The 20,546-nt window shown below is 48.8% G+C and carries 15 protein-coding genes; 14 read left to right on the forward strand and 1 reads right to left on the reverse strand.

The window, feature by feature from the left end:
* Positions 1-115: 115 nt before the first annotated feature.
* Positions 116-322: a hypothetical protein gene (locus tag DP091_RS31130; RefSeq protein WP_146747004.1), complete on the forward strand. Its 207-nt coding sequence runs from the start codon at positions 116-118 to the stop codon at positions 320-322.
* A 417-nt stretch (positions 323-739) separates the two neighbouring features.
* Here DP091_RS31130 and DP091_RS31605 read toward each other — a convergent pair whose 3' ends face one another.
* Positions 740-925 carry a hypothetical protein gene (locus DP091_RS31605; RefSeq protein ID WP_220091173.1) on the reverse strand — a complete coding sequence of 62 codons (186 nt, stop codon included), beginning with the start codon at positions 923-925 and terminating at the stop codon, positions 740-742.
* Positions 926-951: 26 nt separating this feature from the next.
* Here DP091_RS31605 and DP091_RS16040 point away from each other — a divergent pair, with 26 nt between their 5' ends.
* The 13 genes from DP091_RS16040 to abnB all read left to right on the forward strand — a co-directional run bounded on the left by DP091_RS16040 (position 952) and on the right by abnB (position 20,374).
* Entirely contained in the window at positions 952-1,281 is a 330-nt protein-coding gene (locus DP091_RS16040; RefSeq protein ID WP_181469825.1) for an S-layer homology domain-containing protein, read from the forward strand.
* 328 nt (positions 1,282-1,609) lie between these two features.
* A complete protein-coding gene (locus tag DP091_RS16045; RefSeq protein ID WP_113059331.1) occupies positions 1,610-2,473 on the forward strand; it encodes an ABC transporter permease in 864 nt (287 codons plus the stop codon).
* Between the two features lie 22 nt (positions 2,474-2,495).
* Positions 2,496-3,374 (forward strand): carbohydrate ABC transporter permease, encoded by an 879-nt coding sequence (locus DP091_RS16050; protein ID WP_113059241.1) that lies wholly within the window; start codon positions 2,496-2,498, stop codon positions 3,372-3,374.
* A 117-nt stretch (positions 3,375-3,491) separates the two neighbouring features.
* Entirely contained in the window at positions 3,492-5,186 is a 1,695-nt protein-coding gene (locus tag DP091_RS16055; protein ID WP_113059242.1) for an extracellular solute-binding protein, read from the forward strand.
* 143 nt (positions 5,187-5,329) lie between these two features.
* On the forward strand, positions 5,330-7,039 hold the full coding sequence (locus DP091_RS16060) for a sensor histidine kinase (protein ID WP_181469826.1): 1,710 nt from the start codon (positions 5,330-5,332) through the stop codon (positions 7,037-7,039).
* Positions 7,017-8,636 carry a response regulator gene (locus tag DP091_RS16065; protein ID WP_181469827.1) on the forward strand — a complete coding sequence of 540 codons (1,620 nt, stop codon included), beginning with the start codon at positions 7,017-7,019 and terminating at the stop codon, positions 8,634-8,636. The genes DP091_RS16060 and DP091_RS16065 overlap by 23 nt, the downstream gene beginning before the upstream one ends.
* Before the next feature lie 617 nt (positions 8,637-9,253).
* The gene (locus DP091_RS16070; protein WP_113059245.1) at positions 9,254-10,861 is read left to right on the forward strand and encodes an ABC transporter substrate-binding protein; all 1,608 of its coding nucleotides are present in this window, start codon (positions 9,254-9,256) and stop codon (positions 10,859-10,861) included.
* 79 nt (positions 10,862-10,940) lie between these two features.
* A complete protein-coding gene (locus DP091_RS16075; protein ID WP_113059246.1) occupies positions 10,941-11,906 on the forward strand; it encodes an ABC transporter permease in 966 nt (321 codons plus the stop codon).
* Positions 11,900-12,781: a carbohydrate ABC transporter permease gene (locus tag DP091_RS16080; RefSeq protein WP_113059247.1), complete on the forward strand. Its 882-nt coding sequence runs from the start codon at positions 11,900-11,902 to the stop codon at positions 12,779-12,781. The genes DP091_RS16075 and DP091_RS16080 overlap by 7 nt, the downstream gene beginning before the upstream one ends.
* Before the next feature lie 65 nt (positions 12,782-12,846).
* Complete coding sequence (locus DP091_RS16085; RefSeq protein WP_113059248.1) at positions 12,847-15,087, forward strand: helix-turn-helix domain-containing protein; 2,241 nt, start codon at positions 12,847-12,849, stop codon at positions 15,085-15,087.
* Positions 15,088-15,110: 23 nt separating this feature from the next.
* A complete protein-coding gene (locus tag DP091_RS16090; protein WP_113059249.1) occupies positions 15,111-16,118 on the forward strand; it encodes a zinc-dependent alcohol dehydrogenase in 1,008 nt (335 codons plus the stop codon).
* Between the two features lie 348 nt (positions 16,119-16,466).
* Entirely contained in the window at positions 16,467-17,690 is a 1,224-nt protein-coding gene (locus tag DP091_RS16095; protein ID WP_113059250.1) for a family 8 glycosyl hydrolase, read from the forward strand.
* 278 nt (positions 17,691-17,968) lie between these two features.
* Entirely contained in the window at positions 17,969-20,374 is a 2,406-nt protein-coding gene (abnB, locus tag DP091_RS16100) for an arabinan endo-1,5-alpha-L-arabinosidase AbnB (RefSeq protein WP_113059251.1), read from the forward strand.
* Positions 20,375-20,546: the final 172 nt, after the last annotated feature.

Here is a 20,546-nt window from a genome sequence, read left to right on the forward strand (position 1 = left end):
CCGGGTGTGACGCTGTTGAATATCGGTATTATCGGACTGGACGCGTCCCACATGGTCGTTTTTCCCCGGAGGATCGCCGGACTTTCCGCTTAGCACCGGCTGGGTGGATGCCTTCATGAAGGAGATCAAGGAGCAATTCGGCGTTGCGCTTCTGAATACTGGAAGAGGTGGTTGCCGCTTGTGCTGCCGTCCTTCTGCTGTCGGCAGATGGGCGGGTGCACAAGCGGCAGTTCCGCTCGATCGCGCTTCCTATGGCAAGCGGGTGTTCCTCAACAAGCTGTTGGCGCTGCGTACGGATGAGGCGAAGGAGATCCTCGCTTGATATCGGCTGTTGAAGTACTCTCTGGATAAGGATGAAAATAAACAATCTCTTATATAAATTCCAAATCCGATACAAAATGACTGCTGCCTCCGTATGTAAGAGAAGATCTTGTGACTCAACTCCCTGACTCATCAAGGCAGCGATGCTTTGTTCAGCATATCCCAAAATCTTGTTGATATCCGAAAATGCAGTAAGATCCCCGCCGTCTGCCAGCGGCTTGCCGGCTGTCTTCAGCGCACGGACGGTCATCACCATCATGTTCTGGCGGTGAGAAGCTGATCTAAAGGTCTGGTCAGTGAAGGCGCTTATAATCCCCATTCCACTGCAACGGCGATATCATCGGCGAACTCCTCGTTAGTATGGACATCGCTGAACAAGAACTCGATTTGGCGGTACCCTCTAATTCATGAGCTTTAATTAGAAGCGAGACGAAATCTTGATCGAAGCGGCAGGAGTAAAGCTGCCTTCTGCCGCTTCCTGGATGATTCCTCCTGTTACCTTGAGCACGCCAACACCGACATCAGGCCCAACTCTGGTACCAACACCAGCTCCAGCGCCGGCACCGGTTCCAACGCCGGCTCCAACTGAGGCCGGATAAAGCAATTACCCGTGCCGAGTTTGTATTTGTATTGCCCAGTCTCCTCGATGTGAATGGCACGAAGCTTGCCGATTTAAAGGATATCGACAAGCATTGGGCACGGGATGCCCTTGCTGATTTCGCTGCAGCCGGAATTATTCAAGGTTACAAGGATGGCAGCTTTAAGCCTAATAAATCGATTACTCGTGAGGAAATGGTGGTCATCTTATCCCGTATTTTGGATCTGGAAAACGTGCCGAAGGAATCTCAAGGCGTGGACTTCTTGGACCTGCAGGGGTCATGGGCATCAGATATCATTAGACGGACTGCGCATGCAGGAATCATCTCCGGTAAACAAGCACTGCTGAAGCAACTAAACTAAAACCATGCCATTAGCGCCCCTAATAGGGAAGGACCTGTGATTCTTCAGGCCATTCATATCAGAGGCGCTTTTCATATTTGTAGTAGGTTACAGGGTTTGCGCTGACAGCAACAATTTGTTATCGATGCTTTTAAATTACCGTATATCTGAATTCATGGGGACGGTAAGATAAATCTATAAGAAAGGTCAACCACGGTTGGTACAGAAGGGAAGCATGCGAATGAAACAAACGGAATCATCCAATAAGCAAAGCGAAAGCGGCAAGAGTATAACGCAGGCTGCTTCAAACCCAAAGGGGGCGAAGTGGAAAAAGACGATTGTACTCGATATGATGCTGGCGCCGGCGCTTATTCTGACGTTTATTTTTTCTTACATTCCAATGGCAGGTTTAGTCATGGCGTTTCAAAATTACAGGCCGGCGTTAGGGATGACGGGATCAGAGTGGATCGGGCTTGATCACTTTAAATTTTTGTTCAGCATCGATGAGAACGTTCAGGTCATCTGGAATACGGTCATTATCGCAGGGCTGAAGATGGTTGCGAATCTGATCGTTCCTTTCATTTTTGCCCTTCTTTTAAATGAGATCCGAAAGATGCTCTTTAAAAGAGTAGTCCAAACGATTGTTTATATGCCCCATTTTCTGTCTTGGGTGCTTGTCGGGGGAATCTTGATTGATCTGCTTGCACAGGATGGGGGCCTTGTGAACCAGACTTTAACCGGCGTTTTTGGCATAAAGCCGATCTTCTTTTTGGGAGACGGGAACTGGTTCCGTTTGGTCGTGGTAGTGAGTGATGTATGGAAAGAGTTCGGTTTCAACACCATTGTTTTTCTGGCAGCGCTGTCAGGCATCAACCCCTCGCTGTACGAGGCGGCAGAAGTGGACGGAGCGGGAAGGTGGCAGCAAACCTGGTCGATTACCATCCCATCCATGCTTCCGATTACGATCGTGGTCGGCACACTTGCGCTCGGTAATATTTTGAACGGGGGCTTTGATCAAATTTTTAACCTGTATAATGCTCTCGTCTATGATAAAGGCGATATTATTGATACCTTTGTTTATCGCTACGGAATTATCGGCGGTAAATTCAGTTTCTCTACGGCTGTGGGTCTGTTTAAGTCGGTTGTCAGCTTTGTCCTGATCGTTATCGCTTACCGGATGGCCTATAAACTGGCGAATTACCGAATCTTCTAGAAGAAAGGAGGCCTCAGGGCGCGTGTATCATAAATCGACATCTTACAAAGCTTTTACAGTGTTTAACTATGTGTTCATGATCGCAGTTTCTCTGGCTTGTATTATTCCCTTGGTTCATATTCTGGCCGTTTCATTCAGCGGCAAGGCGGCAGCGAGCGCGAATCTGGTCAAGCTGTGGCCGGTGGACTTCACTTGGGATGCTTATGTAAAGACCATAGCGAATGAAAATTTTATAAGATCCATTTGGGTTACACTCCAGCGTACGGTCCTGGGCACCGTGTTCGGTATGCTCATTGTGATCTTTGCGGCTTACCCGCTGTCCAAGGAGCCCCGCAGCTTTAAACGAAGAAATATCTACATATGGTATTTCGTGTTCACCATGCTCTTTAGCGGCGGTTTAGTCCCCTTCTATATCTTGATTCGAAATCTGGAGATGCTGAATACGCTGTGGGTTCTGATTCTGCCTGGTGCGGTTTCGGTATGGAATATGATCCTGCTCCTTAATTTCTTTCGGGGGATTCCAAAGGAGATGGAAGAAGCATCGTTAATTGACGGGGCGGGACATTTAAGGACCCTTCTAAGTGTGTATCTACCGATTTCAACACCCGCCTTGGCTACGCTTTCCCTGTTTACCTTAGTCGGGCACTGGAACTCATGGTTTGACGGTCTGCTGTTCATGACAGATCACAAAAATTATCCCTTAGCTTCTTACTTGCAGACCGTTATTGTACAGCAAGATTTCAGCAAGGTGTCTGTCAGGCCGGAGGATCTCGAAAACATCTCTCAGAGAACGGTTAAAGCGGCCCAAATTTTCATCGGAATGGCCCCGATTTTGCTTGTCTATCCGTTTCTGCAGCGGTTTTTCGTAAAAGGCATCGTACTAGGAGCTGTAAAAGAATAGATCGATTTTCTCCATAGCATTTCAATGGGAGGTGAGGGAAGGCTGGCAGCAAGAAGACCAGGTTCATAATAAACATCCTACGCATATCACTTTTAAAGATTATTGGGGGTTGAAAAAATGGCAATCACGATGAAAAAAACCATGATGGCCTTATTAAGTACCGTCATGTTATCCGGCGTATTAGCAGGCTGCTCCGGTACCAGCAAAAAAACAACAGAAGAAGCGGGTACGGGGGAGGAGAGCTTTTACTCGGCTCCTTTTGAAAACGGCAAATATACAGAACCTGTAACCTTGACCACCGTATTTCCGATCTCCAGCAACCTGAAGTTCAAAAACGGAGAAAACATCGAAGACAACGTCCATACCCGGTGGGCAAAGGAGACCCTTGGCATTGATATAAAATATTTATGGACAGTCAGCGAACAAAACAATGCCTATGAAACCAAGCTGCGTCTCATGCTGACGGCCGGCGAAGAAATGCCTGACATTGTGGCATTCCGGGGAAGTCCTGCCCTGATTGCCGATCTGATTGACAGCGGGCAATTTACAGATGCAGGTGAGTTGTTTGATAAATACGCTTCGGATACTTACAAAAAGGCGATGGCAGAGGATCCGAATGTCTGGAATCCTTTGATGAGAGACGGAAAAAGAATGGGTATCCCGATTTTGGAAAATGCCTATAATAATGATCCTGTGATGTATATCAGAGAAGACTGGCTTAAAAAGCTCAACTTGAAGGCACCGACAAACATTACTGAGCTCGAGGCCGTCATGGACGCTTTCACAAATCAAGATCCGGACGGAAACGGCAAGAACGATACGACAGGTCTTTCCGTTGGGTTTAAAAACAACCTGAACACCTGGATGTCGGATTCCGGATGGATATTCGGAATGTTTGGGGCCATGCCGAACCAGTGGAACAAAACAGAAGATAACCGGCTTGTTTACGGTTCTGTCCAGCCTGAAATGAAACCTGCCCTACTCAAAATGAAGGAGTGGATGGATAAGGGATACATCTCTGCCGAGTCCGGGTTGTATGATGAAAATAAGGCGACGGAAGCATTCACGGCAGGGAAGTCCGGGATTATCGTAGGTCCGTACTGGATGACAGGGTGGCCGCTTCCAGACTTGAAGGTAAACGTTCCGGATGCTGAGTACAAGCCATACCCTCTGCCAGCAGGTCCGGATGGCAAAATTGGACGTCACGGTACTGCGATCAGCAGCGGCGCGGTATTGATTAACAAGGATATGAAACATAAAGACGCTTTCTTCGTGTATCAGAATTACCTGTTTGATCACTGGGCTAATCCGGAGAGCACGGTCTTTACTGATGGATTTGCCAAAGGTTATGATTACGATATTGGTCCGAACGGAGAAGTGTATAGAGAGCAGCAGAGCGATAAAATACCTGGCGGATGGGTGGATGCCATTCGGTATACGCTGACCTTTGACGGTGCGATCATTCCAAATCTGATGATGAACTCCCTGGCCAAGCTTGCAGACGGGGCCGAGCCGGCTAACCAGTATGAGAAAATCCTATCGGAACGTATTGCTGAGCAGATTCAAGCAGCCAAAATTGTAATCGATCAGAAAGATGCGGTTATGCCGGAAATGTTCACGGGTGCGCCAACTCCTACACAATTGTCCCGCGGGGATATGTTGAGCAAATTGGAGAAAGAAGTCCTGAACAAAATTATTTACGGTAAAGCTTCCATTGACGAGTTTGATGCCTTTGTGGAAAAATGGAAATCTACAGGCGGGAATCAAATAACGGAAGAAGTTAACGCCTGGTATCAATCTGTCCAGAAATAAATAGGACACAGGTTGGACAAGGGCAGCCTTAAAGGCTGCCCTTTATTTGCACTATTCTTATTGGCTAGAACACCAATCCAGTCTTAATAAATGTAAGTTTACTGTCAAGATTGATACAGATCATGCTCCAGGAGGAACTGCTAATGATAACGCGACTGTCCATTTTTCAGAAACTTCTATTATTTCTTCTGCTCATGGTGGCGGTTATTGTTATCGCTTTCTGGTACATTTATAACTTGAATATCAAAGCTATACAGTCCGAAGTCAATAAGAACAAGATGAATGATATCCGTTTTATCACCTCCCAGCTTTCAAACCAGTTTGAGCAGGTGCTCATGAATACGATGACGCTTTCTCAAGACTCCACGGTCCGCAGCTTTCCTTTTGCTATAAAATCCGGCGATAAATATTCGCGGTATGAGACGAAGCTAGCCATCATGGATAAACTGGCGTTGAACTCTGCCTCCACCTCATGGAATAATACCGTGATTCTTTACTATCTTAATGAAAAAGAAATGGTCTCATCCGCGAATTCCTTTTCGTTTACCACCTTCAAGCTTCCGGATGCAAAATATAACGAATGGACAATTCATATGGAGGATGATGAAACAGGCTATTACTCCTATATCATGCGGAGTCATCTCAGCGCGCTGTTGATCGAGGTTAGAATCTCTTTGGAAAATATAAAAAAGATGATGCAGCAGTACAATTCCGGAATTCCTTTGCTTTATGATGCCGGAAAAAATACGTTCATTCGCAGGGAGTTTGATCTCCACAAGGATTCATATCGGACGATAGCAGAAGAAATTACTGGCGAAAGCGGTTCTTTTGTATTAAAGGATCAGGGAACAGAGTATCTGGTTAACTACATGAAATCCGATATGCTCGATCTTTATTTTCTCGACTATCACCCTAAGAGCCAGTATACCAAACAAATCTTTCGCAATAACCAGTATTTTGTTTATGCGGTTCTAATCGTACTCATAGGAGCTCTCGGTTATACTCTGCTGCTGCGAAGACAAGTTCAAAAGCCTATTCATGTGCTTCGGAGAGCGATAAACCGCTTTGACCGGGGAGATTTGTCCAGCCGGGTCGCCACTCTGAATTCCAACGAGTTCTGGATGCTTGGCAATTCGTTCAACCGCATGGCCGAGAATACCCAAAGACTGATCGAGCAGGTCCTGTTAATAGAAATTGAAGTGAAGGAAGCCAAGCTTAAACAGTATCAAGCCCAGATTAATCCCCATTTTCTGTTTAATTGCTTGAATTACATTCAAAGCAAGGCAAGTGTCAAAGATTACGAATCCGTAACGGCAATGACACTTCACCTGGGTTCTTACTGCCGGTATATTCATAAAATTGAGCTGGTTGATTCTACCTTGCTGGAGGAGTTTACATTTGTAGAGCATTTTCTTTCCATCGTCCAGCTCCGTAAACGAGAGATTGCCTTTGACATACACATTCCGGCAAGCCTCTATGATGAACGGGTGCCAAGGATGATTGTTCAGCCTTTGGTCGAGAATTGCGTGAAGCATGGAATTGAGCCGGGAAATCGGCCAGGGATTGTCTCTATAACCGCTGTGCTTATGAAGGATGGGTTTCATATCGTCATTTCGGATAACGGGGTAGGGATGACGGAAGAGAGAAGGCAGGCTATTCAACGACACATGGATGACGTGGTACCGCAGAATGGAGCTCTTGGAGCCGGCATCCGGAATGTGCACCAGCGGCTTCGTTTGTATTACGGAAAAAACTCCGGCATTATTATTGAATCAGCGCTTTCTAAGGGAACCTGTTACCGGATTCACATCCAGAAGGGAGACGTTGAACATGCTGCAGATCTTGCTGGTTGATGATGAACAATATGTGGTAGACGATCTGAAAGTCGCCTTCCCATGGACGGAGTTCGGAATCGGCCAAGTCCATAAGGCCTATTCCGGCCTTCAAGCCAAGCAGCTCCTGCAAGAATATCCAATTGATATTCTCATTACCGACATCGCCATGCCAGGCATGAGCGGGCTGGAGCTGGTTGGCTACACCAGAGAAAGCCATCCCCAAACCAAATGTATTCTGCTTACGGGATTTTCTGATTTTGAATACGCGGTAGAAGCGCTTAAACATGGAGTTCTTGAATATCTGGTCAAACCGCTTGATCAAAACAAGCTGCGTTCTGCACTCGAGTCAACTATACAGAAGATTCAGGAAGACCTGCGTATGTCAGCCTCTATAGATAACGCCAAGCTTGCCTTCTATGAGCATTTGCCCATGCTGAAAGACAAGCTGCTGTGTGAGCTGATTCAGGGGAAAAAATTTAAAGCGGGCGAGCTGGCGGAGAAAATGGCAATCTATCAGATCTCCATTCACGAGCAGGATCGGATATATTTGGTTTTGATACGTTTGGAAGAGCGTTTCACCAATTATGGACCAGACAGCCAAATGCTGTTCGAATATGCCGTTATTAATATTGCGGAAGAGATATTTGGGGACAGCTTTGAAGTTTGGCATTGCCGGGACCCCTATGAATATCTCGTGCTTATTCTTAAACACAAGGAAGACGAAGAGGAACCGGATCATGACAACGTGATGAAGCAGCTTAATTATAAGGCAGATCAACTTCATTACAATGTGAATGAATATTTGAAGGGGGGCATCTCGGTCGTAGTATCCTATTCCGGATTGTTCGCTCAAGATGTGCGGACAATGTACGAAGATGCCGTCTATGCGCTGAGGCAGCAGGTGGGTAACTGCCAAGGATATTTATTATCGGTGGCAGGAAAGCCTAAAGAAACCTCCGTACAGCCTTTAACCATTCTCTACGAGCCGCCATCACTTATTCATTTGCTGGAGACGGGGCAATGGACAGGTTATAAGGAACGGCTGAACCGAATCAAACAGGAGTGCGGGAGCCTGTCCGGTTATAATGAGGAATATTTTGAAGAAATCCGCAGCTTGCTGCTGGCCTCATTTCATTATATAGCTCATAAAAATCAAAAACTTTTATCTGATTTAGTGGGATATGAACGAATGCAAAGATCCTCCTTTCGCTCACTGGAGCAACTGATTCGATGGGGAGAAGACCTGGCGGACCTTTTAAAGGACAAGCTGGAGACGGATACGCGTTCAGCCCAGCAGAAAGTGGTTCATGAGATCCGTCACTATGTAGACCACAGTTATGCGGATGCCAGCCTTCAAGCAGCAGCCGACCATGTCTCGCTGCACCCGTCTTATGTGTCAAGGCTGTTCAAACAAGTGACAGGGAGCAGCATTAGTGAATATATTCATAAAGTGAAGATGGAACGGGCTTTAGTTCAATTAAAAGATTCGGAGGCCAAGGTTTACGAAATATCCGAACAGCTTGGATATTCGAATTCCCAATATTTCATTAAGGTATTTAAAGATCAATTCGGGATGACACCGCAGGAATATCGTGAAAAAGCAGCAATCAGTTAACTTCTCGCCTTATCCGTGATAAAGAGGTGGCGAATTGCCATATATAACGGGTGATGTGCAGATGAAGCTTCTGATCCAAAGCCAAGAAAGACGAAACGGATGAATGAATCCACTCCCATTTTCTTATAACGCCTAAGGCGTCAGCTTCTCTAATGTACGATGGGGAAGAGAAGAAATTTAACATACTCCGTGAGGGATTTCGTTATGAAATTCCTCATTTTTTTTATCTATTTCTACTGCTTTAGCATTTTCCACCTGCCCGAAAAGCCTGATATTATGCGGGTTTTCGGCCTTAAATTCGCCTGATCGAGAAAAAACACCATCTCGCAGAAATACGCTTCTTTACGAATCGTGGAAGCGTTTTTATGATGTGGATGGGTAGAAAAATCCGTACCGGGGATCGGCATCGGCTGCCCGAATGATTTTAGAATATTCCCTGCGCTCAGCTGGGGATCTTCGACAACAAGGAGGGGTGATAGAAAGCGACTTGCATCCGCAGCGCAGACCGGATTAAGTAAGCAAACATACACAGATGGATGGAAATGACGGGGGTAGAATAGCGATCGCACAGATTCAGACAGCCTGATTCAAATGATGAATATTGAGGAGGAACGAACATGACAAAAAAGTGGTTTCGCATGGCACTCGTATTTACATTAATCATTTCGATCCTGGCCGCCTGCAGCGGAGGAGATAAAAAGGCAGCTCCCGAAACGGACGGAGATACAGCACCTCCAACGGCACCGGCAGATCCTGATCAATATGGAGATACAGGAGGCCTCGCGCTTCCATTGGTCGATAAACCGACAACGATCAATTGGATGGTCGTCAGCGAGAAAACCAACCTGAACGATTCCTTGCTTGCCAAGGAAATCGAGAAGCGAACCGGAATCAAAGTGAATTTCCAAGCTTATTCCTCGGCTACGTTTCAAGACAAACTGAAAGTAACCGTTGCATCCGGCAAGCTCCCGGACATTATCCATGGGCTGACGCCTCCAGAGCTGAAGAAGATCGGCAAACAGAAAGCGGTTGTTGCCATTAACGAATATCTCGACATGCTCCCGAACTTCAAAAAAATGTATGTGGACGAGAACCCGTGGGTCATTCCGTCCTTCGGAGACGAATCCGGCAACATCTATACCTGGCCGGTTGCGAACATTAACCGTGACGTCAACCACGGCTTCCTGTACCGCAAAGATATTTTCGATGAGCTGGGCATCAAGGAATGGACGAATACCGATGAGTTTTACCAGGCTCTGAAGAAGTTGAAGGAAGCTTATCCGGACTCCTATCCTTACGCCTCCAAGACGAAGGAGCACATTTTCCGCGACTGGGCCTTCGGCTGGGGAATCGGCGGAGCCAACTATCCGACGTATTACGACGAGACGGCGAAGGTGTGGAAATACGCTACGATACAGCCAGAGCACAAAGAAATGCTCGATTTTATGAAGAAGCTGTATAACGAGGGACTCCTGGATCCGGAATTCATGACGGACACCGATGATTCCTGGACGGCGAAAATGACGTCAGGCAATAAATCCTTTGTGACCTATGACTGGATCGGACGTTTGGACCTGTTCTACAACCAGGTGAAGGATCAAAACCCGAATTATGACCTGAGATACGGAAATCCGGTTGGACCGACCGGCAACGGCAAAACGATCGAGAGCATCACGAACGGCTTCAGCATCGCGGTAGCAAACAACGACAACAAGGAAGCTGCCCTGAAGCTGCTCGACTACCTGACGAGCCCGTCCGGCGCAACGCTGGTAACGATGGGCGTGGAAGGTGAGACGTTCAAGATGGAAGGCGATAAAGCCGTCTATCCGGAGCTGACCGACGTGCCGTTGGTGGATATCAGCGTGCTGGAGGACCGTTATGGTCTGTGGCTGCAAGGTCTGTATGTCAATTCCGATAAGCGCAGCGTGTACTTCAACTACACGGAGAAGGAGCAGGAAGCTCAGGATAAGCTGCTGAACGGCAATAAATTCGAGCCGCTGGATCCGGTTGTGAACTTTACGGATGACGAAACCGCAACGATTGCGGAAATCCAAACCTCGCTGAAAAAATTGGCGGATGAATTTAACGCAAAATACATTCTGAACAAAAACTACGGCGATGCCGAGTGGCAGCAATGGCAGGTGCAGGCTGAGAAGCAGGGAGCCAAGCAGCTCGTCGATATTTTCAACGCAGCCCAGAAGAGATTGGATGAAGCCACGAATTAATCTGCAGAAGAAATAGGCGTGATGACGGCATCCGGGTACCACGCTCGGGTGCTGCTCATCATCTTAAGGAGGGAACACCATGTCAAGTGCAGGGACAGAGACGAAACTCACCCATCCCCGCGGCGGGCTTGGAAGAAGAATGGTTTCGGCCTTTCAGCATATGAAGCGGGACAGACAGCTGTTGATTTTGTTTATCCCGTGCCTGTTGTTTTATATTATTTTCCGATACGGGCCCCTGTACGGCTTAATCATTGCCTTCAAGGACTACAGCGTATTCACCGGCATCCTGGAGAGCGACTGGGTGGGGCTCAAGCATTTTGAGAAGTTTTTCAACAGTCCGGATTTCTGGCTGTTGTTCAAGAATACGCTGCTTCTCGGCGTATATAATCTCATTTTCGGGTTTCCTTTTCCCATCATTCTGGCGCTTCTCTTAAACGAGGTCAGAGTGAAATGGTTCAAAAAGTCGGTGCAAACACTCAGCTATTTGCCTTCGTTCCTGTCGGTCGTCATTATCAGCAGCATGATCATCGACTTCCTGTCGCCCAATCAGGGGATCATTAACCAGCTTATCGCGGCGCTAGGTTTTGAGAAGACGTACTTTCTCATAGAACCGAGCTGGTTTAGAACCATCTATGTTTCCTCGGATATTTGGGCAACCGTCGGTTATGAGGCCATTATCTATATGGCTGCCATCGCAGGAATCAGCCCGTCGCTCTACGAAGCGGCCAAGGTGGACGGTGCCAAAAGGCGCCACATGATCTTCAGAATTACGATTCCCGCCATTCTTCCAACGATTATTATCATGTTTGTCTTGAAGACGGGGTCGATGCTCCGGATCGGATACGAGAAGGTACTGCTGCTTTATAATCCGATGACCTACGAGGTAGCGGATGTATTCTCGACTTATGTCTACCGGAAGGGTCTTCTGGAGAGCAACTATAGCTATGGCGCTGCCGTGGGTTTGTTCGAAGCCGTGGTTGCCATGATATTGCTGCTGTCCTCTAACTACTTCAGCAAGCGGCTGGGAGGTAGCGGATTATGGTAAACAACAAACGCTTCAGCCTTCGGAATATCTCGTTGTTTGGCATCATCAATACGCTGATTCTGACGTGCCTTGCCATTATTACCGTGTACCCAATCGTGTATATCACCGCCGTTTCCCTCAGTGCGACTTCCGAAGTGGTGCAAGGGAATATCACCTTGTTTCCCAAGGGATTTAATCTGGACGCCTATGCGCAGGTGCTGAATGATGACCGGGTGCCGCGCGCCTACCTGAACACGATTTTTTATACCGCGCTCGGTACGGCCATTAACCTGCTGCTTACGGCCGTAGCGGCTTATCCGCTTGCGCGCAAAAACTTTTTCGGTCGCAAGTTCTTTCTGCTGGCAATCATCATGACGATGTTCCTGAATCCGGGGATCATTCCGAACTACCTGATCGTATCGGAGCTTGGCCTCCTGGACAGCGTATGGGCGCTCGTGCTTCCGAATGCGATTTGGACCTTTGAACTGCTAATCCTCAAAAGCTTCTACGAGAACATGTCGGAATCTCTGCGCGAGGCTGCCGTTGTTGACGGCGCTTCCGAGTACCGTATCCTGTTCCAGATCGTGCTTCCGCTGTCCAAACCGGCGCTGGCCTCGATCGGATTGTTTTACTTCATGGGCCACTGGAACAGCTTTTTTATCCCGCTGATTTATCTGAACGACGCGAATATGTATCCGCTCCAGGTCGTGCTTAGGGATATGCTGATCTTCAGCGAGAACGGCAGCAACCCGAGTCTGGTGGATGCGTCGGCGCTCGCTCCGCAAGCCATGAAGAATGCAACCATCGTGCTGTCGATGATTCCGGTGCTGCTGATCTATCCGTTTGCCCAGAAGTATTTTGCCAAAGGAGTCATGCTTGGTTCCGAGAAGGGATAACGGGGAGGTGACGAGGGCTTTCATGTTGAATATGAAGGGATGACATCCAAGAGAGGTGAATCCGTATGAATCGATTGATCGCCAACAGAGGTTTGCTCCAGATTTTCTTCGCTCTGCAACTGGTCGTCGGCATCATGTTCATATTCAATTACATTGTGTACAAGAATTCCATTACCGGAATTTACGACAAGGTGAGCGAGAACAACCGGATGGTGATCAGAAATATCATTCAGTCGTTTGATACCAGTTTCTCCTCCGTAAACAACCTGATTTTTAATATCCATGCGCTTCCTTCAGATCGGATGCTGATGGAGAACGGCATGCTGGACATGGAGAAAGTCATCTCCTTGCAGGACAGCGTCTCCAGCATTGTGTCCAACGTGGACATCGTGGAGGATGTGGTCATCTCGTTCGACAATCATGATTTGGCCATTACGACGCGCGGAACCAGCAACCTCGACGCCTTGTTTGACAGGCGGTACAAGTCCCAGAAGTTCAACTCGATGTTCTGGAAGACGTTTACCCGATCAGAGCACGAGCTTACCATCTTTCCGGCAGAGGTTTATGCGGATCAGAGCAGCGGATATGGCCGTAATTTGATGATAGCCGTGGACGGCAACAAGGTCAGGATGTCGAACAAAAACCTCATGGTCCTGATCAACGTGAACCGGCTGCTGAAAGGGATCGATTTGAACTCGATGATTCCCGGCGCCTCGCTTATTGTGCTGGATGCGAACCGGAACGTCATCTTGAGCACCGAGAAGGATCTGGATTTGGTAGGCATTCTGAACGATGTATACTTCAACCCGTCGCAGGAAGCCTCCCTCACGCACGACGATTTTGAGTACAATTTTTACAAATCGGACTATAACGGTTTTATATATATCAATAAATTGCCGTACAAGTTTCAAAATATCGATTCCGTCACGAATGCCAATACGTGGATTATGTACGGCGCGATTGCGTTAAACGTCATCTTGTCGGTGCTGCTCAGCATTTATCTGTACCGGCCGGTGAAGAACATTGTGCAGCTGCTCGGAGGTAGTTCTCTGAAAGGGAATGATTTTGTAAAAATCCAGAGCGGCATCATCAAAGTCCAGCGGGAAAATGAATCCCTGAAAAAGCAGATGGACCTGGTGGATGAGGATATTCGCCGAGGCGTATTCCTGCAAACGCTGGATGGCCATCACCATTCGCGCGAGCAGGAAATGCAGATGCAGAAGCATTACACGCATTTTTTCCAGTGCCGGCATTTCATGATGGCGGCCGTGTATTTGCAGCCTGCCGGCAAGGGAGCGGCCCAGGCCGATTTTGTCCTGGAGGAGTTGACGGCCCAGATTCGAAGCAGCCTGCAGGAACGCTACGAACATGTGGTGGTTTATCATGTGGAAGAACTGAGATTCCTTGCGCTTATCGGTTTGGATCAGCCGTCGGAGCGCAAGCAGCTGATACGGAAATTCGAAGACTATATCCGCCTGTGCAACCAGGAGTATACGGAAATGTTTACGGTGTGGGGCTGCGTTAGCCGGACGTATGAGTCCAAGATCAGCAACTGCTGCGAGGCATACCGGAACATTAAGGATGGCCGGTTATACCGGAATGTGAATGCGGACACGGATATGGTCGATACGGAGCAAATTCGCTACGTTTCGGATATTTATTATCCGCTTCAGCAGATTGAGAAGCTGAGCAACTGCATGCTGAGCGGCAAGGTGGACGAAGGACTCCAGATTGTGAGTGACATTGTTCAGCAAAATGCGGACCTTCACATCCATCATCATCAGATGGTGCATATTGCGAAGAGTTTGTTCTTTCTCGTCATGAAGCAGGCGGACTCGCCGTCCGTTGATCGCAATGAGCTGTTTCAGCTGGAGAGTGATTTCATCCGCAAGGTCGATCAAGTTTACACCTATGAGGAGATTCAGAAGGCGCTGATGGAAGTGATGCGCGTGGTGGCCAATACGCGGAACCATGATCCGCGGAGCAAGCTGAATCCCGCCTTCATTTCCCAATATATCGAACTTCATTATATGGAGAATCTGTACTTGGACCATATGGCTGAAGTGCTGGATACCAGCTCGAAATATTTCTCGAATTATTTCAAGAAGACATTCGGCGTCAATTATGTGGAGTATTTGAACAAGGTCAGACTATCGCACGCACGTGAATATCTCCGGAACACGGATCTCAGCATTGCCGAAATCGGAGAGAAAACCGGGTATTCGAACTCTTCCACATTTACGACAACGTTTAAGAAGTATAGCGGCGTATCGCCAAGTGAATATCGGAAAGCATCAGGAAAATAAGAGGTGGAGGAGGAGGGTTCATATTGAAGGCTGTTGCCACGATTCATGGAAAAGTGATTGTTGACCAAATCGAGAAGCCGGCTGAATTGCCGGCAGGCCATGTGCGGATACGTACCGAATACTCGGCGGTAAGCCCGGGCACGGAGATGATTTTTATACGAAGAGCATCGGATCAAAAGGTCATTATGGGTTACAGCGCTGTTGGAATTGTCGAAGACATGGGGGAAGGCGTGCAGGGGCTGACCGTTGGTCAACGGGTGGCCTGTTATGGGGCTCCTTACGTGCGTCATGCCCAGTGGCTTACGGTGCCTTCCAATCTAACAGCGAGGGTTCCGGATGGCGTGGATCCGCAGGAAGCGGCTTTTGCGGGACTGGGAGCGATTGCGATCCATGCCCTGCGGGTGGCGGATCTTCGCTTTGGCGAATCGGCCGTGGTGGTCGGACTCGGCATCCTGGGGCAGATCATTGCTCAGATCGCGCACGCAGCGGCTTGCCCGGTTGCGGGATTTGACCTGAATCCGGAGCGGGTGCAGGGGATGAAGCGGCATATTCCTTATGCCTATGATAACCGGGAGCAGCTTGAGGAGCAGATTCAGGTTATGACGGGCGGGTATGGAGCCGACAGCGTCATTCTGTGTGCAAGCGGTCCCGGGGAGGAACTCATCAACTCTTCGATGTCATGGATTCGGGATAAGGGAAAAATCGTCATTGTCGGCGATTTGTCCATGACATACGCCCGGGACCGGATGTTTGGCAAGGAGGCGCAGGTGCTCATATCGCGGGCAGGCGGTCCGGGCAGGTACGACGCAAGTTACGAACTCAACAATACGGATTACCCGATCGGCTTTGTGCGCTGGACGGAAGGCCGCAACATCGCCGAGTATATCCGTCTGTTAGCGGAAGGGAGAATATCGGTTAAACCGCTGATCTCGCATGTGGTCCCCGTGGATGAAGCGGACAAGGCTTATGAGCGGTATGGCCCCGGCTCAACGACGCTGGGGACGATATTTAACTACGCGGACAACGCTTGAATTCGGGGAATGGGGTTCCCGGCACAGGAATGAGAAGAGGAAACATGATAGCTGTCTTTCCGAGCGGTGATGGCGCTGCAGAAAGGCGGCTTTTTGCTTGCGCCGGAATCCAATCCGTCAAACTATTAATTTACAATAATATACAATTCTACTATACTGGTAGTAGATATGAATAATGTCTCATGTTATATGGAGGCAGTTACATACCTATTCTTCTTAGTAGTTATACATAGAGCAGCGTTCCTCGTTTCCATCGATGATTGGAAGGGTGGTGGTTGATTCGAAACCGGTTTACCAGGCTGTAGTGGTAATGGCTTTCCAATTCGAAAAACAAAGGAGCGAAGCGTGATGAAAGTGTTCCGAAATTCGATCATCCGTAAGTCTGCTGTGTTGTTCTGCGCTGTTCTACTGATCTTGCCAGCCGGATTGTCTCTGGCCGCCAACAAGCCGTTTCCCCAGCATACGCCGTATACGAGCGGTTCGATTAAACCGAACAATGTGACGCAGTCAGCGATGGACAATGCGGTCAAGAGCAAATGGAACAGCTGGAAAGGGTCTTTCCTGAAGCCAGCAGCGACAGGGCAATATTACGTAAAATACAATTCGGCGGGCGAGACGGTGTCCGAGGCTCACGGCTACGGGATGCTCTTTACCGTTCTGATGGCGGGATATGATAGTAATGCCCAGTCGTATTTCGACGGACTTTATCGCTATTATAAAGCGCATCCGAGTAATAACAATCCGTATCTGATGGCTTGGAAGCAGAACAGCAGCTTTCAGAATATAGGGGGAGCCAATTCGGCAACGGACGGCGATATGGACATTGCCTACGCACTCCTGCTTGCGGACAAGCAGTGGGGAAGCAGTGGGGCGATCAATTACCTGCAGGCAGCAAAGGATATGATCAATGCCATCATGAGCAATGACGTTAATCAGTCGCAGTGGACGCTGCGCTTAGGCGATTGGGCAACAAGCGGCATCTTCGACACCGCCACGCGGCCATCGGATTTCATGCTGAACCATATGAAGGCATTCCGTGCGGCTACCGGCGATGCCCGTTGGGATAATGTCATTAACAAAACCTATACCATCATCAACTCCATCTATAACGGCTACAGCTCCAATACCGGCTTGCTTCCGGATTTCGTAGTCATGTCAGGCAGCAATTATCAGCCTGCAGAAGCGGGATTCCTGGAGGGGGCAAATGACGGGAAGTATTATTATAATTCGTCCCGGACCCCTTGGAGAATCACGACCGACTATCTAATGACGGGCGATACGCGCACGCTGAATCAGTTGAACAAGATGAACACGTTCATTAAATCAGCCACAAGCAGCAATCCTGCCAACATCAAGGCAGGGTATAACCTGAACGGCACTGCACTGGTGACTTATAACAGCGGGGCGTTCTATGCTCCTTTTGGCGTAAGTGCGATGACTTCATCCAGCCACCAGAGCTGGCTGAATTCGGTATGGAGTTACACGGCGAATGCATCCGCCGAGGGATATTATGAGGAAAGCATCAAGCTGTTCTCGATGATCGTCATGTCAGGTAACTGGTGGACATATTAACGCAAAACGCCCTTTAATTTTATATAAAAATAAAACAAAACCCTGATCCGCATTGGATCAGGGTTTTGTTAGGTCTTTCCTACCAATAATTGATTTGTAGCCATAAATAATAAGAATTTGCATTGATATTTCATGCCGAGCAGTGTTAATATCTTATCAAATATAAAACAATTTATATTAATCTAAATTAAACAGCGGCGAATTTACGAAACGAGCATCTTGGTTTTTCATTTATGAAAGGGTTTACAAAAACGAATCGGGAACGAAGGGAGAATCATATGCACAAGAGTATGCTGAGTAAGACGGCTGCGGCAGGGATAGCCGCGGTTTTAATGGTGGGAGGTTTAGGCGCTTCAGGCCAAGGGCCTGCAGCGAGCGGTCCTGAGGTATACGCGCAGGAGGCGCAGGTGAAGAAGAAGGAGAAAGGGCCTATATTCCGAGAGGCATCCGTCCATGATCCGTCCGTCATCAAGACAGGGGATACATATTATGTGTTCGGTTCTCATCTGGCCGCCGCCAAATCGAAGGATCTGATGAGCTGGGACATGGTGGCGTCGGGGGTCTCGAAGGGCAACCCGCTGATTCCGAACGTGACGGAGGAATTGAAAGAAACGCTGGAATGGGCGCAGAGCGATACCTTGTGGGCAGCCGATGTGATTCAGCTTGCCGACGGCAAATTCTATATGTACTACAATGCTTGCAAAGGGGATTCCCCCCGCTCGGCTATGGGCATCGCTGTAGCCGATCAGATTGAAGGCCCGTATAAGGACACCGGCATTATTCTGAAATCCGGCATGTGGGGCGAGATCAGTGAGGATGGAACCGTCTATGATGCAACGAAACACCCGAATGTGGTAGATCCGGATGTGTTCTTTGATAAGAACGGCAAGCTGTGGATGGTGTACGGATCCTATTCCGGCGGGATTTTTATAATGGAGCTGGATCCTAAGACCGGAAAGCCGCTGCCTGGGCAGGGATACGGCAAGAAGCTGCTTGGCGGCAACCACAGCCGGATTGAAGGGCCGTACATGCTCTACAACCCGACCACGGACTATTATTACCTGTATCTGTCCTACGGGGGATTGGATGCGGTCGGCGGCTACAACATGCGGGTGGTTCGCTCCAAAAATCCGGATGGTCCTTTCTTCGATGCGGAGGGCAACGATATGACAGAGGTGAAGGCCGACCCTTCCCTTCCGATCTTTGATGACCGATCGATTGAGCCGTATGGCGTGAAACTGATGGGGAACTACTTGTTCAAGCGCTTGATCGGCGACCCGGGAACGGGGATCGGCACCGGGGCCGTATCGCCGGGCCATAACTCCGTCTATTATGATGAACAGAGCGGAAGAACATTCCTTATCTTTCACAGCCGCTTTCCGCAGCGGGGGGAGGAGCATGAAATCCGGGTGCATGAATTGTATATGAACCAGGACGGCTGGCCGGTATCGGCTCCATACCGCTATGCGGGTGAGGAAGCCGAAGAATCCAAGAAAATCACGCCGAATGATGCAGCCGGAGGCTACAAGCTGATTCAACACGGGAAAGATATTTCGTCCGTCATAAAAGAGTCGAAGCCGGTTGAGCTTCATAAGAACGGTAAAGTGACGGGCGGAGCATCCGGGACATGGAAGATCAGCGGCAAGCGGGATGTGTTGCTTACTCTGGATGGAAAGAGTTATAAAGGCGTTCTGACTCTGCAGTGGGACCCGGAAGCGAAGCGGCAGGCGATGACCTTTACGGCTCTCTCGGCAGATGGCACCGCTGTATGGGGCGCACGTCAGCTTGATCGAAGCGACAAGGAACTCGTGGATGCCGTGCAGAAGGACCTGTCCCTCGGGGATGTGAGCGGGGTTTTCTACGATCTTGATCTGCCGTCAGAGGCTTCCGGCGGTGCGGTTATTCGCTGGAGTTCCTCTCATTCCCAGGTCGTATCAGCGGAAGGTAAAGTCCATCGCCCTGCTGCCGGTGCCGGGGACGCTAAGGTTACGCTGACCGCTCAGATTACGAAAGGCAAAGCGAGGACTTCCAAGACCTTTGACGTGACCGTGTTGCAGCAATCAGCAGGGCCGCTGCTGCTGAATTACCCATTCAGTGAGAATGAGGGCGGCTCGGTATCCGACAACTCGGATAATGGATTTCATGGCAAGGTCCTTGGAGGAGTCCAGTGGAATGAGAAGAGCCGGCAGGGAGGAGGAATGGACTTTGGCGGCTCGGACGGCTATATCGAACTGCCGAATCGGGTCGCGGATACAGAGGACTTTACCTTTGCTGCTTGGGTATATTGGAAGGGTGGAGCACCGTGGCAGAGAGTGCTGGACGTAGGGAACGGACTTGCCAGGCATATGTTTCTGACACCATCCCAGCATTCGGGCGTTCTTCAATTCACGCTGCATGGCAGCATGGGAGATCAGAGTCTCTTGGCAAAGGCGCCACTGCCGAGCAATGAATGGACGCACGTTGCGGTCACGCTGCAAGGGGATGCCGGTAAGCTGTACGTGAACGGTCAAGTCGTAGCATCCGGTGATCATATGAAGCTGAATCCGAATGAACTGCTGGCAACGGAAGCTTATTTAGGTAAAAGCCGGTTTGCGGCCGACCCTTATTTTAACGGGAGCTTGGATGAGGTTCGGATTTACAACGTGGCGCTAACCGAGAGTGAAATCAAGAAGCTGGCGGAGTAATCGGCCGTCGTCATGAGGCTCTATAGCTATAGCGTCAGCTGTGTACAATCAGGTGATCCGCCCCTTGGCGGGTCCCTTTTTTTGTATTCCGGCAGCCATCCAGGTGGTGTATCCAATGGATAAACAAGTTATTTAGAAAGCCTTTACAAATTCATGCTCCGGGGCCTAGACT

Origin of the sequence: Paenibacillus sp. MDMC362, from assembly GCF_003269305.1 — a bacterium.
Lineage (GTDB): Bacteria > Bacillota > Bacilli > Paenibacillales > Paenibacillaceae > Paenibacillus_AQ.